19 protein-coding genes are annotated in these 14,376 nt (G+C 53.7%); 10 read left to right on the top strand and 9 right to left on the bottom strand.

Annotated features, from left to right (window positions below):
* Positions 1-90: 90 nt before the first annotated feature.
* Together ACIOZM_RS02600 and ACIOZM_RS02595 are read right to left on the bottom strand one after the other, a co-directional pair.
* A complete protein-coding gene (locus ACIOZM_RS02600) occupies positions 91-321 on the bottom strand; it encodes a hypothetical protein (RefSeq protein ID WP_401209191.1) in 231 nt (76 codons plus the stop codon).
* A gap of 69 nt (positions 322-390) precedes the next feature.
* Positions 391-579 carry a hypothetical protein gene (locus ACIOZM_RS02595; RefSeq protein ID WP_401209189.1) on the bottom strand — a complete coding sequence of 63 codons (189 nt, stop codon included), beginning with the start codon at positions 577-579 and terminating at the stop codon, positions 391-393.
* Between the two features lie 29 nt (positions 580-608).
* On the opposite strand from ACIOZM_RS02595, the gene ACIOZM_RS02590 reads away from it, so the two are divergent.
* A complete protein-coding gene (locus tag ACIOZM_RS02590; RefSeq protein ID WP_401209268.1) occupies positions 609-953 on the top strand; it encodes a hypothetical protein in 345 nt (114 codons plus the stop codon).
* A gap of 14 nt (positions 954-967) precedes the next feature.
* Here the strand turns inward: ACIOZM_RS02590 and ACIOZM_RS02585 are convergent, their stop codons facing one another.
* A complete protein-coding gene (locus ACIOZM_RS02585) occupies positions 968-1,246 on the bottom strand; it encodes a hypothetical protein (RefSeq protein WP_401209187.1) in 279 nt (92 codons plus the stop codon).
* A gap of 111 nt (positions 1,247-1,357) precedes the next feature.
* Here ACIOZM_RS02585 and ACIOZM_RS02580 point away from each other — a divergent pair, with 111 nt between their 5' ends.
* Positions 1,358-1,759, top strand: a complete 402-nt coding sequence (locus tag ACIOZM_RS02580; protein WP_401209184.1) for a hypothetical protein — start codon at positions 1,358-1,360, stop codon at positions 1,757-1,759.
* A gap of 243 nt (positions 1,760-2,002) precedes the next feature.
* On the opposite strand, the gene ACIOZM_RS02575 is transcribed toward ACIOZM_RS02580, so the two are convergent.
* A complete protein-coding gene (locus ACIOZM_RS02575; protein ID WP_401209182.1) occupies positions 2,003-2,689 on the bottom strand; it encodes a hypothetical protein in 687 nt (228 codons plus the stop codon).
* A 68-nt stretch (positions 2,690-2,757) separates the two neighbouring features.
* Between ACIOZM_RS02575 and ACIOZM_RS02570 the strand changes: the two genes are divergently transcribed.
* Entirely contained in the window at positions 2,758-3,534 is a 777-nt protein-coding gene (locus ACIOZM_RS02570) for a DUF2786 domain-containing protein (RefSeq protein WP_401209180.1), read from the top strand.
* Between the two features lie 313 nt (positions 3,535-3,847).
* Here ACIOZM_RS02570 and ACIOZM_RS02565 read toward each other — a convergent pair whose 3' ends face one another.
* A complete protein-coding gene (locus ACIOZM_RS02565; RefSeq protein WP_401209177.1) occupies positions 3,848-4,660 on the bottom strand; it encodes a hypothetical protein in 813 nt (270 codons plus the stop codon).
* A gap of 213 nt (positions 4,661-4,873) precedes the next feature.
* Here ACIOZM_RS02565 and ACIOZM_RS02560 point away from each other — a divergent pair, with 213 nt between their 5' ends.
* The 4 genes from ACIOZM_RS02560 to ACIOZM_RS02545 all read left to right on the top strand — a co-directional run bounded on the left by ACIOZM_RS02560 (position 4,874) and on the right by ACIOZM_RS02545 (position 6,987).
* Positions 4,874-5,077 (top strand): hypothetical protein, encoded by a 204-nt coding sequence (locus ACIOZM_RS02560; RefSeq protein ID WP_401209174.1) that lies wholly within the window; start codon positions 4,874-4,876, stop codon positions 5,075-5,077.
* Positions 5,078-5,115: 38 nt separating this feature from the next.
* Positions 5,116-5,358, top strand: a complete 243-nt coding sequence (locus ACIOZM_RS02555) for a DUF4224 domain-containing protein (RefSeq protein WP_401209172.1) — start codon at positions 5,116-5,118, stop codon at positions 5,356-5,358.
* 1 nt (position 5,359) lies between these two features.
* Positions 5,360-6,409 carry a tyrosine-type recombinase/integrase gene (locus tag ACIOZM_RS02550; RefSeq protein WP_401209170.1) on the top strand — a complete coding sequence of 350 codons (1,050 nt, stop codon included), beginning with the start codon at positions 5,360-5,362 and terminating at the stop codon, positions 6,407-6,409.
* A gap of 368 nt (positions 6,410-6,777) precedes the next feature.
* Positions 6,778-6,987, top strand: a complete 210-nt coding sequence (locus ACIOZM_RS02545) for a hypothetical protein (protein WP_401209266.1) — start codon at positions 6,778-6,780, stop codon at positions 6,985-6,987.
* 311 nt (positions 6,988-7,298) lie between these two features.
* Here ACIOZM_RS02545 and ACIOZM_RS02540 read toward each other — a convergent pair whose 3' ends face one another.
* Complete coding sequence (locus tag ACIOZM_RS02540) at positions 7,299-7,427, bottom strand: hypothetical protein (RefSeq protein ID WP_401209168.1); 129 nt, start codon at positions 7,425-7,427, stop codon at positions 7,299-7,301.
* Between the two features lie 690 nt (positions 7,428-8,117).
* Between ACIOZM_RS02540 and ACIOZM_RS02535 the strand changes: the two genes are divergently transcribed.
* Positions 8,118-8,318: a hypothetical protein gene (locus ACIOZM_RS02535; protein ID WP_401209165.1), complete on the top strand. Its 201-nt coding sequence runs from the start codon at positions 8,118-8,120 to the stop codon at positions 8,316-8,318.
* 40 nt (positions 8,319-8,358) lie between these two features.
* On the opposite strand, the gene ACIOZM_RS02530 is transcribed toward ACIOZM_RS02535, so the two are convergent.
* Positions 8,359-8,640, bottom strand: coding sequence for a hypothetical protein (locus tag ACIOZM_RS02530; protein WP_401209162.1), 282 nt, complete (start codon positions 8,638-8,640; stop codon positions 8,359-8,361).
* Between the two features lie 589 nt (positions 8,641-9,229).
* Between ACIOZM_RS02530 and ACIOZM_RS02525 the strand changes: the two genes are divergently transcribed.
* Complete coding sequence (locus tag ACIOZM_RS02525) at positions 9,230-9,970, top strand: NAD-dependent epimerase/dehydratase family protein (protein WP_401209160.1); 741 nt, start codon at positions 9,230-9,232, stop codon at positions 9,968-9,970.
* A gap of 157 nt (positions 9,971-10,127) precedes the next feature.
* Here the strand turns inward: ACIOZM_RS02525 and ACIOZM_RS02520 are convergent, their stop codons facing one another.
* Entirely contained in the window at positions 10,128-11,333 is a 1,206-nt protein-coding gene (locus ACIOZM_RS02520; RefSeq protein WP_401209158.1) for an MFS transporter, read from the bottom strand.
* A gap of 156 nt (positions 11,334-11,489) precedes the next feature.
* Here ACIOZM_RS02520 and ACIOZM_RS02515 point away from each other — a divergent pair, with 156 nt between their 5' ends.
* The gene (locus tag ACIOZM_RS02515) at positions 11,490-12,416 is read left to right on the top strand and encodes a LysR family transcriptional regulator (RefSeq protein ID WP_401209156.1); all 927 of its coding nucleotides are present in this window, start codon (positions 11,490-11,492) and stop codon (positions 12,414-12,416) included.
* A gap of 36 nt (positions 12,417-12,452) precedes the next feature.
* Here the strand turns inward: ACIOZM_RS02515 and ACIOZM_RS02510 are convergent, their stop codons facing one another.
* The gene (locus ACIOZM_RS02510; RefSeq protein WP_401209153.1) at positions 12,453-14,312 is read right to left on the bottom strand and encodes an ABC transporter ATP-binding protein; all 1,860 of its coding nucleotides are present in this window, start codon (positions 14,310-14,312) and stop codon (positions 12,453-12,455) included.
* Between the last annotated feature and the right edge of the window lie 64 nt (positions 14,313-14,376).

Raw genomic sequence — 14,376 nt, 5'->3', positions numbered from 1 at the left:
AACTCCATTTTTTACCTTGGCACGATGCCGGTCACCCGTAATACCCCAACCCAAACCAAATTGCCACCACCGGTCACGGAGGGCCGCGGCCTAGCCAATATCTCGGTCTACCCAGTGCTTGGCGAGCCAGCTTGGAATCAACAGTGTTCGGGATGCATCAATTTTCTTGTCGGCATCTGGCAACTGAGCAACTTCAACACCGAAGTAAACCATCCAGCTTCCATCTGCATGCATTTCGAGAGCTGTTAAGTACGTCCCGACCTCTGCTTCGGTCAGACCGCTTTGCTCTGCGATGAGTTTGTTAGAAGGTTTTCCGTCCATTTCAGGCTCCTTGATCCGGCCACATGCCGGGGCGATAAAAAATGCCGAAACGGCCGGCAATGTGCCTGCTCAGACAAGTCTCGGCGCTTCAACCAGCCGATGCGCAGACTCCATGTAGCTGGCCAGGTCGATCACTTCCCGAAGAAACACCACCATCTCCAGCCTCACCGCATCGTCAGGCAGCCCTATCCGTTTCAGCATCGCGTTAGCGTCCTCTCTGATAGCCGCTAGCGCATCTACATCGCTCTGCAACCTCATGTCGGCCTCCTGTCAGTGTGAGTTGAGTCATAGATACATCACCTGGTAACGAGCCGGCCAGCGGAGTTGAAGAGGTAGGCCATGGCCAAGAGCAATGCAGATCGCTCAGCGAAAGCCGCGGCGAAGAGGAAATCAGGCTGCACTGCCTGCCGGGCACGCGCCAAGCCCTTGCTGAGCTGATGGCCTGGAGCGGAATTGAGGAACAGGGCGAGGCAATCACGCTGATGATTCACCACCTGCACGGACTTGGCCCGGGCGGCGCCCTTCCCCTGCTGGAGCCGCCGCGACACGAATACGTGATACCCGAAAACGTGTCGCGGAAATTGGATCTGGCATACAGACGCGAAAAGCTGCGAATCTGCCTAGATAATTAATCTTGCTCGATTAATCAGAGAAACTTTGCAACATGAGGCAGCATTAGATGTTTGGCAGTTTCCCTAAGCTCATCCAGCTCGCCAGACTCATCATCATTCAAACTGATGTTGAAAGAGCCGTCGTTGTCACGCGCCAGACCGTTTAGATCCCAACGAGCAGTTGCTTCCTTACCATTAGGAAGCTGGACCCTCCCAACGATTGTGTCAGTGCTGGCAGGGTTAATACCAGTCAACTGAGCCTTGTAGCCTTTGCTGGTTGTTACTTCGATCGTCTCGATTGGAATGATTGGCATCGGTATCTCTCCTTATGGTCACCGGCTCCATGCCGGTCACCCGTAATACCCCAACCCAAACCAAATTGCCACCACCGGTCACGGATGGCGGCGCCTGACTGGAGATAATCCATGACCCACAACTGCGCATACGTGCGGCAGCACTATCAGGTGCCAGCCGAAATTGGCCGCCGCGTGATCGCTTACGGGAAGCCCGGCGTAATTCTGGCCGATCGTGGCCACTACATCGGTGTGGTGCTGGATGAAGACCCGAAGAAGCGCATCGGCAACTACCACCCCACGCACGAAATGCAATACGGCGAAATGGCCGAAACACTTCCGCTGAAAGAGTGGCTGGTCCTGCCGTTCAAGCATGACTGGAATGATCTGGACTGGAGCCGGGAAGCCCGCGCGGATCTTGTCAGGGTGTGGGCAGCGACCCGAAGCCAGGCCAAATACAAGGCCTACGAGCGGCTTCAGGATTACTGCCACAGCATCAAAGCGATGCTCCACTTCAAAGTCCGGCGCGCCTGATCCGCCCTCATCTATTGCGATAAACCTCGGCACCGGTGCGGCAAGCAGCTCGCGCCACCGAGCAATGTCGGCAATCAGCCTCAGACACTCTTCTGCTTCAGCATCGAGTTGCTCATCAGGAAGGCTGAGCAGGCGAACAATCTCGGCGCCGATCAGCCGCAAAGCCTGAATATCGGTTTTCGCACTCATCGCAGTCACCGTCCGGGTTGCCACATGACGCAAATCATCCGCCAGCTTTACAAATCAGGCCAACCTCTTAGCTTTCACTTCACTAACCAGAATATCGAATCTTTCAGTTAAAAACTTTTCTACCGCTTTTCTATCGTTTCCAACAAAAATACTCACAACATCAAATGCGGCGACACCCTTTTGAGCGATGTTTAATCTAACCGCATCAGTTTTCCGTTGATCAGACCACAGTAGAAATAGCTCAACAGTTGTTTTGCAGCTTTCAGTAAGTGAAAAAACCTCGTCGAATTTGTTCCAATTTTCAGCATCCCAAGAATCCTTGCATTCGAAGGCCGCCGCATAAGCCTCAGAATGCCCATCTTTAAACAACTTCAAGTTAGCCTTTATGACTTCTAAAGTCTCGGGCGATTCTCTATACCCAAGTTGCGAGTACATCTTATTTGCGAGTTGTTTAGCAATAACAAAAATATCCACGGCCAAAGGTTGATATTTTCGAATAGGCGCCAAAACTTTCTTCGAAAGCTCGTGATCCGACTGGGCGATTGCCTGAGCCTTCCATGAGTTGTATCCGACGACCGCCAGCGTAACACCTATAACTGTCGCAAAACCTGCAAGTGTTTCTGCTAAATCATGAATGCCATTGATGTGAAAAAAATCCCGCCCCCTAAGTATCGAACCCCACACCACCCCTGCCCCAAATAATGAAATACATCCAACCCATGTAAGCCAGTCCTTCTTCAAGCTTCTCTCCAAACTCCGAAATTTAATCCGATTATGCCGAATCCTAGAGCGTTCGGCGAGGTACTTGTATGTCCGCACAACAGATCGACGAAAAGAAACTCGAGCGTGCGATCCGCAAGATCAAGCACTGCCTGGCACTGGCCCAGAGCGCCAACGAGAACGAGGCCGCGACTGCACTTCGGCAGGCACAGGCGCTGATGCGCGAGTACCGCTTGACCGAAATGGATGTGAAGTTGAGCGACGTCGGTGAAGTCGAGTCGCAGTTCCCCCGAGTCGAACGCCTGCCGACGTGGGAGCGAAATCTGAGCGGAGCAGTTGCTCACGTTTTCGGGTGCACCTCTCTGTGTGGTCGGCAGTACTGCAAGGAAAAGGATCGGATCATCGCCCGCGTGTCTTTCGTGGGGGTAACACCCGCCCAGCACATCGCTCTGTATGCGTTCGAGGCGTTGCTGACAAAGTTGAAATTTGCCCGTAAGCAATACGTCGCAGCGGTTCGTGCGGGGGTGCACCGCAGCTCGTACTCGGCCGAAACAGCAGGCGAACACTTCGCCCTGGCATGGGTCAATGAGGTCTACGGGAAGCTGAGCGCCCTTGTTCCGAAAGGCGAAGACGATACCCCGCCAGCAAGCGACGGACGCGACATCATCGCAGTCGAGGCGCAAGACAAGGCACTAATCACCGAGTACCTCGCAAACAAAGGCGTGGGCAAAGCCCGCAAAGCGCGTGATATCGATATCGACCTGAATGCGCAAATCGCGGGAATGCTTGCCGGGCGCAGGGTGGATCTGCACGCAGGCATTGCGCGCGGCGGCGACGAAACTCTAACGCTAGCCGTAACCGCTTGACCCGTCCTCACTTACTACTTGTGTGCCTTACCCGTTGCCATGGTTAAATCCACCTCCGTCGACCAGTTGTACCTCAAACTGTTCGCCCGGAATTCCCGGTGAAGATGCGACCCAGCGAATCACATGCTGGGCACCGCATTTTGGGCAGCGAATTTCGATTTGATCCTTGCTGTCATCCAGATCGAACCGAAGTTCTTCATCACATTTTTTGCACCTGGCCATCTGAGCATCCTCAAATAGGTATCAGCTCAGCATAGCGCCTCTCCACTTCTACGAATCGTGCTAGCAACGAGAGGAGACAAAAAACTGCTTTTTAACCTTTCTCGACAGGTGTGACTATCTCATTGCATTTCTTAATAACGGCGGCTGCTTGCTGTAACCCATCGTCGTCAGTCGAAGCACCAGAAATCGTGTGATGTATTTCCTTTATTATTTTTTCTTCAAGCTCCTCTAGGAGATAGTGATAGCACGAAACACCAAACTTATCGATGTAATCAGCCTGATGCGGAAGAACAAGCTTTAAAATTTCAGAAGATTTTTCGTTGCTAATTACTTTCGCACCAACTCCGTGCTTTATCACAAAGGCCCCCATAACAGCCTGCATCATCACACTAGAGTAAGCAGAGTAAGCAGCCCACAACATCGGCGTTACGAACGGGCGAGCGGTTGAGGGAACCAACTGTTTCTTGATGAATTCGGGATCAATTTGTCGATCTAAAGCCTCCACAAGCCTCCGCACCTTCGGATCATTTTTAGCAGCCTCGGCAGCCTCCTCAAACTTTATTACTGACATCCAACTTGATACAAATTTAAACGTTCCCAAAGAGACAACTGAAGCCCAGACCTCCTCAGCAGCCGTCATTCTTTTTTGATCTAACAGCAACTGTCGATTTGAGATAGCAGATAGAGTTCCGTTTCGAAGCGCAGCTATCTCTGTCTCTTTCGTTTTAAGATCCGCCTTAAAGGATTCCTCTAACTTCCTCAAATCAAACTTATAAGCCTCCATGAGTTTGGAGTATTCAGCTTCAACTGATTTCGTCAATCTCGTAATTATTAAATTTCTCGCGAGCCATAGAGCTAAAGCAAATAGTGCTGCCGATCCGCCAGAAGCCAAGAAAATATCCATACCTGCCCTCACTTGTGATTCTCAAATATATCTGGGAGAGAACCCCATGCCCACAGAAAACCGAATCGACTACCCGGCGTTGCGCAAGCGCAGCAACATCTACCCCTTTGGCGAGCGAGTGCCGCGCACAGTCCGGATGCTGAAGACCGTCATCGCCTAACCCCTCCCCCAACTCAACAGCCTGCCGGTGCACGGCGGGCGAGGTATGCACGCATGTTTATTTGTGCAGATACGAAGATCGGTCAGTGCAAATCGCTCGGCGATCAAGTGCGTGTTCTCGCGCTTCGCCTCGGCGGCGGATGGAGCCAAGCCCGCGAAGATCTGGCGAGAGAGGCCGAGCAATGGTTTGGACGCGACCCAGTCACCACGAAACAGGAATGGCGCGCAGTCCGCGCCGAAGTCTTCCGCACCGAATAACCACCTTCTGCCGTCACGCGCGGCATGGAGCAATACCCATGGAAACCGAAATCCTCTCCGATGAGGAACTGGCCAAACTCACTGGTTACAAGGCCAGGGCCTACCAGCGCCGCTGGCTGATTGATCGTCAGTGGGTCTTTGTCGAAAGCCGCGGCAAACGTCCACTGGTGGGTCGGATGTATGCCCGCATGAAGCTGGGCATGGTCAGCCCGACCAATACCGACCCTAATCCACCGCCGGCTATACCGGTATGGACACCTGACTATTCGCGAGTGAACTGATATGCGCCCCCGCAAGGCCGACACACGCAACTTGCCGCCCCGGATGTACCAGTGGACACGAACACGAAAAAGCGGAAAGGTTTGGATCGCCTATTACTATCTGGATATGACAGGCAAGGCGATCCCGCTGGGCAAAGACCTGGACCTGGCAAGAGCCAAATGGGCAGAGCTTGAGGCAAAGGAAAAGCCGCTCGATTTGCGCACCATGAAGGGCATCTTTGACCGATATATCCGCGACATCGTATCGAAGAAAGCGGCGCGGACGCAGAAGGACAATTTGGCGGAGATCAAGCAGCTTCGGCCGATGTTCGACAGCGCTCCTATCGACTCAATTACCCCAGCAACTATCGCGGGTTACCGCGACGCGCGAACCGCCAAGGTTCGGGCGAATCGCGAGATTGCCACCCTCTCCCACGTTTTCAATATTGCTCGGGAATGGGGGCTGACAACCAGAGAAAATCCCTGCCAAGGCGTGCGCAAAAACAAGGAAACGCCTAGGGACTATTACGCGAATGATGTGGTTTGGGATGCTGTTTACATGAAGGCAGCTCAAGAGCTGAAAGACGCGATGGACTTGGCGTATCTGACCGGGCAACGACCGGCAGATGTCCTGGTTATGAGAAAGGACGACGTCGAGGGAAATTATTTGGGAGTGCAGCAAAACAAGACACACAAAAAGCTGCGTATCCAGATGACTGACGGTGATGAGCCAAACAGCCTGGGCCTGCTAATCGGGAAAATGGCCGAGCGCAATGCTCAGCACATTTGCAGCTATTTGATCGTGAGCGCACGCGGCAAACGAATGACGGCGAAGATGCTCCGCGATCGATGGGACGACGCCAGAGAAAGAGCCAAGAAAGAGGCCGAAGAAAGAGGCGATGCTCAGCTGGCGGAGAAAATAGGAGGCTTCCAGTTCAGGGACATCAGGCCGAAAGCGGCGTCGGAAATTCTCGACGTCGGTGATGCAAGCCTACTCTTGGGGCATACCAAGGGTGACATCACTGAGCGCGTCTATCGACGAATTGGCGCCATTGCAAAGCCCTCGAAATAGCCCGAAAAACCGTTACAAAACTCAAACTTCGCCCCTTGTGGAATGGGGTCTGTAGAGCTGTCGAAAAATAAAAGTATCGTAACGAAAAACGGCTACAAGCCCCGGTTTCATTGGCTTTGAATATCGGTCTTGAAAACCGTCGACTGTAACAGGTCCATGAGTTCGAATCCCATCGCCTCCGCCATATTTGTACCGACAAAGCCCTGATTATTCAGGGCTTTGTCGTTTCTGGGGTTTGGGATTTTTGCCGCAGCCACTGAGGCGTTAAAAAGACTTTCCGCCTTTCTTCCCTTCTCTGGCGTCCTGCCGGAGGTAAAACACTCTTCATGTAATACGGTGACGCCGGGGTCTTCCGCGGAGGAAACCGCATACCAGATTCAGCTCTGCTCACTTCTCTGCTTTTCAAAATCAACCAGAACCAGCTCGCACTTGAAGCCGCCATCATGGAGCTCACGAAATGGGTCGAAGAGCGCGGGTCATCGGACGTAGCCGAAAACGTTCGCGGCGAGTTATACGTGATCGATCACAACGGAGAGTCCATCAAAATGAGTCTGGCTGTTCTGATGGCTCCTGACTGATTGCTATAGGCCAAAAGCAGTCACCTGGATCGAGTGCATTGCGCCGGAAATTTTGGCTTCGTAGTATCACGACAGCAAACACCAGCATTCGAGACATGCCTTGGAAATTAAAATAACACTGGAAATTGAGAGAACGGCCTACGAGGAGTTCCTTAGTCTTGTAGACAGCGGTAAGTTCCAGCACCAAAGATTGGGGCAAGCGTTCTACAATCATTTCCGCCTTCATCATCTCAGCGACCAGCTAATGCTGCAGGGCCTTTACGAATCTGACGGTAAGAAAGCCCTCGGTATGATTGCTGGTATCTTCGATATTAGGTAACCAGCCCCACTCGCTCGCCTGACTCGTCGAACAGCACGTATTCGTGCTTTGCGTCCACCACACGCACGGCATTCTCGTATTCCAAAGAACGTCCATCGTGCAAATCAATTTGAACGGCCATATCTACATCCTTGAATAATGGAGAAATGCCTATGGCACATGGGCTCCGATCGTCAAGGAAGCACCTTATGCTCACAGCAACCCAAATCGATTGCTCTGCACTACGCAATAACAACCCGTAAAGCGAGCGAGTGCCGCGCGAGGTCAGGATACTGAAAGATGTCACTGCTGACCCTATGCCCAGCATCGGGCTCGCCTACTTCAAAGGCGAAGTGTCGGTGACAAAAGTCGGCCAATTCTATCTGGCATGGACGAATAGCCACGGCGCCGTCGCGGCGGTAATGACGAGCGGCAGTCACCTCGGCTTGTGTCCAGCCGAGGTCGAGGTCGTTAGCTGGTAGGGTCTTCCGCCGGCTGCAGCACAGTCAGGCGTCACGCTTCAGAGCGATCGCAAAACTGTTTGTACCTTACAGGTCCTATGGTTGGCTTCGAGACTTCAACTTCCCAGCCTTCACCAAGATGACCACCGACCTGCGCACCCAGGGGTGCACGGTCGAGAACCCAACCGAGCACGGGTCTTCGACGGTGCGGAGTGGGCGGACTACATGGCTTACGACCTGCCCCGCCTCGGCCTGATGGTGGTGAATACCCATGATTTGGTAACGGAGGAACTATCGCAGTACCAACATCCACCGACTGATGTAAAAAGCACAGTCGCTATTTCACCCAAGCTCGGGACGTCAGCCAAAACATGCAGATCACTCGCACTGGAACAGTTTTAACTGGTGAACATGCCGGCTGGACCATGAGCGTTCACGACGATAGCACGGGTGAAACTGGTGGCTATTTCCTTTACTTGTTACAGGGCAAGCTGAACGGTTTTGATTCCTGGTTCGAAACCATAGAACAGTTAGAGCGCGAGATTTCAGAGCTCCACGTTCGCTGGGACTAGAGCTTCACCGCTTCATTTATCCCATCACCTCTCTTCAAAGTCAGACAAAGATCAGGAGGAATTTAATATTGAAGAAAATGATGATGATCGCCGTCAACAAGCCAGGTGAGCGCATAACACCCAGTAGGACGTAGATAAAGGGGTTCAACACTGCGCCGATCATGAAAAGAATCCAGGCGGGGAATCTTAAAGGGGCGGGGTCAAACAGCGCCCAGATCGTGAGCCCAAGCCAAACAGCCCAAAAAGAATACATCGTTACGCCATCTACCCGGAAAAACGCCCGCTTGAACGTGTGTACAACCTTGTCTGACTCGTTGAGCATCTGGGCCACCAAAATAACTAATTCATATCGATAGTAGCCGTAGCTTCAAAAACCTCTACGCCCTCTTCCTTCAAAGTCAGGCGCTAATCCCGGCGTTTTTCATCGTCTTTGCCTGAACTGGTTACACGACTGCGCGACAGGAGAATCTGTTGCATTGCCAGATGTGCGTCAGGATCTCCGCATTCAGCCATGCACTCAAGACAATCGCCCCCACAGTCCTGGAGCACTGGAGAAGTATCGAGAGGTCGCTTGCAAATATTGCATGTACGCATTCTAGATTCCTGCCTCAGGGTTAAGGCTAATTTGGACGGTCAGTTAGGCAGAAAAAAACAACACGATTAAACACCAACTGAGCAACTGATGCGAAATACGCGCTGGCCTCCCACTACACCTCCATCTTCAAAGTCAGCCGCTATAGCGGCCAGGACGAAGTCATGCCTGAAGAAAAATTGATTGGCCCTGTCGAAGTCGTACGAGACGGGCACGGGCACGGACGCTGGCAAACCCCTTGATGTACAGCCACCAACGATGATATTCATCGGAGTTACTGAGAAACCTGAATGGAATCTCGCCTTGAGGACACACGGAAATGAGTGCGCGAAAAATCTTGGTCACGGGTGCTGCGGGCAAAATCGGCAGTGCCTTTTGGGCAGCGTATGGCGATGAACTGGATTTGCGTTTAGCCGACGTCGATGTAAGTGGATTTCCGGATTCAGTAGAGCGCGTTGCCCTCGACATCCGGGATCAAGGCAACTGCCTTGCGGCCTGCGAAGGAATAGAAACCGTGATTCATCTGGCAGCTGATCCTAATGCAGATGCCGACTTCATGACCTCTGTGCTACCGGTGAATATTGTGGGTACCTACAATATGCTGCTCGCGGCGAAGGCGCAGGGTTGCAAGCGCTTCATATTTGCCAGCAGCGCTCAAGCCATCGAAGGTTATCCAAAAGATGTGCAAGTACATGAGTTCATGGCGCCTAGACCTGGCAACCTTTACGGCGTCGGCAAAGCGTTCGGTGAGGCGCTGGCATCGATGTATGCAAATGATGGTCAGATGACAACCGTTGCGGTGCGCATTGCCAACGTAGCCGAATTTCATCCCGGCGAGACTCACAGCCCCAGGGATGTCGCGGCATTTATCAGTTCGCGGGATGTCGTCGCGTTACTCAGAAACTGCGTTGAGGCCGAGCTGAGCGGATTCCACGTTATCCATGGAGTATCGGACAACAGATACAAGCGCCTTGCTATTGATAAGACCAGAGAAGTTGTTGGGTATCAGCCCCGTGATGATGCATTTGGGATTCTGGAGGGGCGCGTCCAGCCTGATTGACTGTGATTTCGAACTTGAAAGCCGTCGACTGTAAAAGCTCCATGAGTTCGAATCCCATCGCCTGCGCCGTTTTATCTATTACAAAGCCCTGACTATTCAGGGCTTTGTCGTTTCAGTGGTTTGACGAAATTCTTACTGACCTTCTGATTACTGTCCCTCAAACAGAATCCTTGTCGGGCTCAGCTCTCAAACTGGAAGCGCCCAGAAAGTAAAACAAGCCACCCGCAATAATGAAGAGCGCGAGCATGTAGAAGATGTAGTGAGGACGCTGGGTCGCCAGTACCACGCCGCAAAGAACCGGGCCCAATGCCGCTCCAAGGTTCGCAAGGTTTTGTGCGCCGTAATACATGCCGCGCAGGTTGTCCGGAGCGATCTTGTCGATGAACATGTATTCGGCGGGAAACACGATGATCTCGCCGAGCGTGAAGATGGCCATGGAAACGACCCACAGCAGAATAGACGTCGACAGGGCAAAACCCGCCAGCCCCAGCATGAACATGCTGAGTCCTGCTGCAAGCCAAAGATTCAGGTGTTTGTGGGAGATCTTTCTGCCGATGGAATATTGCAGACCGATCACCATCAGCGCGTTGGTAGCCACAACGGTACTGATGATCTGGTAGGTAGATTCTGGCGTGGTAGTGACCACCAGATACTGCGAAAGATAAGCAGTGAATTGGCCAAAGACCACTGCACTCAACAGTCCGCCAAGGGTGAAACAAACCAACCGATAATCCTGGAGCAATAGTTTTCCCACGGCCAGAAACGGTACGGGTTTGCGGGTTTCATCAGCGGCATTCAAGCCTCTATCGCCCCAAACGAAATAGATAAAGAAAAAACCCGCCCCCAGCCCGGCAGATAGCAGGAATGGCAAGCTGATATCCAGTTTGGCCATCCCGGCGCCAAGAAAGGGGCCGACGGCATAGCCGATATTGGTCAGCGTGTATTTGATCGAGAAAACTTCGCCACGCTCGGTGACGGGAAGCAAACTGCCAAAACCGGATTTGACTGCGATATCAATGACCGCATAAGCCAGGTTGATCAATACCAGGCAGCCGTAGAACAACCAGATATCGCGAGCAACAAACGTCCCGAGAAAACCCAGCGCAAACACTGCAGTGAGGGCCAGGATCAGCCGGTAACTGGAAACCCTGTCGACCAGAAAGCCGCCATAAAGGCTCAATAGCGACCCGATAATCAGTGTGCTGCCAATCACCAGACCGATATCGGCGACGCTCAGACTGAAACTTCCGGAAAGGTAGATGACTAGATAAGGCAGGGTGATCGCTCGCGCCAAGGTCAAAATCAGCGACGCTGACAGCAGCAGATTTACCGTTGCCGGATAGTTTTTTAGCGTGGTCAGCATCCTTGCCCTCTTCGTTCAGCAGATTGTTTTTATGGCATTTGTCTGGCGCATCTCATTGATTGATGCGTTGGAACCAAGCTTAACGGGGAACTGAATTCTGATTTATGATGATTTTTACTAGCGCTGCGGAACTGAATTCATCAATTTGAGGCATCCATGTTTTCCTCCGAACGATTAAAAGGCATCGATGTTTTTGTCTGCGTCGCAGACTGCGGCAGTTTCCAGGCAGCTGCCGAGCGAATGAGCCTGACGGGGTCGGCAGTCAGTAAAGGCATTGCGCGACTGGAAGGCAGGCTTGGCGTTCGGCTGTTCCATCGCACCACCCGACGCTTGTCATTGACGGATGCGGGGACGGCGTTTTACCGCACCTGCACCGGGGTGCTGTCGGACCTGGAAGAGGCTGAACTGTCTCTGCATGCCGAAAACAGTGAGCTTCGGGGCAGAATTCGTATTGACCTTCCGGGTGCCTTTGGCCGCCAGCAGGCGCTCCCAGTGATACTGCGGTTTGCTCAGGAACACGCGCTGCTGGTCCCGCACATCACGTTCTCCGACCGTTTCATCGACCCTGTCGAGGAAAATGTCGATATCGTTGTGCGCATCGGCGGCTCAGATATTTGGCCCGATACGCTGGGGCATCGCTACCTGGGCAGTGAGTGGCATATCTTCTGTGCGTCGCCCGCCTACCTGAGCAAACATGGCACGCCGGTGACCGAGCGTGATCTGCAACAGCATCAGTGCATCGCTTACGGCTGGACGGATGGAACCGTTAACCCCTGGAGTTTTTCAGGAAAGCACCCGGGCGAAATCGTACGCAGGGCGATAGACGCAAAGTTTGTTGTCGGGGATGGCGAAGGTCTGGTGATCGCGGTAGCGGCGGGATGCGGGATCGCCCAGCTACCTTCGTGGCTGGTCAAACGCCAGCTTGAAGAAGGGACATTGGTTGAAGTGCTCCCCCACTTGGCAACCAACGGCCTGGCGATCAATCTCGTGTGGATCAAAAGTCGACAAGCACTTCCCAAGGTCAGTGCCTTAGTGGAAACGCTTGCCGCTAATTTGATGCCGTCTGCGAACAACATCCAATGAGCATCTCTGCCCGATCAGGGTCGTGCCCCTTCTCGCTTACGCCTGATCCATCGCCTCGACGACGCCCTTGTCCTCACCCAAAAACCCACCGCTCTGATGCTGCCACAACCGCGCATAAACGCCGTTTTTCCCAAGCAACTCAGTGTGAGTACCCTGCTCAATAATGCGCCCGTCATCCATGACGATTAGCCGGTCCATGGCTGCAATCGTCGACAGTCGATGGGCAATCGCGATAACGGTCTTGCCCTGCATCATTTCATCGAGGCTTTCCTGAATCGCTACTTCAACTTCCGAGTCCAGCGCGCTGGTGGCCTCGTCAAGCAGCAGGATCGGCGCGTTCTTGAGCATCACCCGGGCAATCGCGACGCGTTGGCGTTGCCCACCCGACAGCTTGATACCGCGCTCACCGACAAGCGTGTCATAACCTGAATGACCTTGCCGATCGCTGAGTTGGCTGATGAATTCATCGGCCTGCGCGTTCATTGCGGCGCGGCGGACTTGCGCGTCGCTTGCATCCGGACGGCCGTAGGCGATGTTGTCGCGAATGGAGCGGTGCAACAACGAAGTGTCCTGCGTGACCATGCCGATGGCGGCACGCAGGCTGTCCTGGGTCACGTGCGCGATGTTCTGGCCGTCGATGCGGATCTCGCCGCTGTCGACGTCATAAAAGCGCAGCAGCAAGTTGATCAGCGTGGATTTACCAGCGCCAGAGCGCCCGACCAGACCGATTTTTTCGCCCGGACGGATGTTCAAACTCAGGCCGTCGAGCACCTGACGTTCGCCGTTGTAGTTGAAGTGCACTTTATCGAAAGTGACTGCGCCGCCAGTGGTCACCAGCACGCCGGCATCCGGTGCGTCTTGCACCTTGGCGCCTTGGGTCAGCGTTGCCATGCCGTCCTGTACGGTGCCGATGCTTTCGAACAGCGAGGTCATTTGCCACATGATCCAGTTCGACATGCCGTTGATCCGCAACGCCATCGCGGTAATTGCCGCCACGGCGCCGGCGCCGACATCACCCTGATGCCATAGCCACAAGGCATAACCACCGGCCGACATGATCAACCCGACCACCAAAGCCTGATTGACGATTTCGAACTGGCTGACCAGACGCATCTGGCGAAAGCCCGTTTGCTTGAAATCCTCCATCGCGGCACGCGCGAAATGCGCTTCGCGATTGGAGTGGGAGAACAGTTTCACCGTGGTGATGTTGGTGTAGGCGTCCGAGATACGCCCGGTCATCATCGATCGCGCATTGGCCTGCTCCTGCCCGACTTTGCCCAAGCGCGGCACGAAGTACCACATGGCAAGAGCGAACAGCACCGCCCAGCCAATGAACGGAAGCATCAGCTTCAAAGCGAAGCCGCCGGCCAGTGCGATGATCGCAATGAAATAGACCCCGATCCCGGGCACAATTTCGATCAGGGTGAACAGCACGTCGCGCACTGCGAGCGCCGTCTGCATGACCTTGGTGGTGACCCGACCGGAAAACTCATCGGAAAAGAAAGAAAGGCTTTGCCGCAGCATCAGGCGATGGAAGTCCCAGCGCAGCCGTAACGGAAAATTAATCGCCAATATCTGGTGCTGCACCATGGTCCGCAACGCCACCAACCCGACGCTGGTCACCATGACAATGCCCATGCCCCACAATACCCGACTTTCCATTGCAGCCGCTTCACCGCCCGCCTGCCAGGTCGAGAGCAGGTCGACAACCTGCCCGAGAAAGGAAAACAGCCAGGCTTCGTAAATCGACACCGCAGCACTGAGCAGCGCCAGCGCGAGGATGTAACCGCGAGCGCCCCGCGTACAGGCCCACAGAAAACGCGCCAGTCCTGCGGGTGGCGGCGGTACCTCGTCGGGAGGAAAAGGGTCGAGTCTTCGTTCAAACGCACGAAGCATGGTGGTCTCCAAAACGATCAAGTAGAGGAGATTCTGCGGTTTGCGGCTTCGAAGCTGCAAGGGC

The organism is Pseudomonas sp. NPDC087346, from assembly GCF_044744235.1.
Lineage (GTDB): Bacteria > Pseudomonadota > Gammaproteobacteria > Pseudomonadales > Pseudomonadaceae > Aquipseudomonas.
This window is presented reverse-complemented; position numbering and strand designations above follow the sequence as displayed.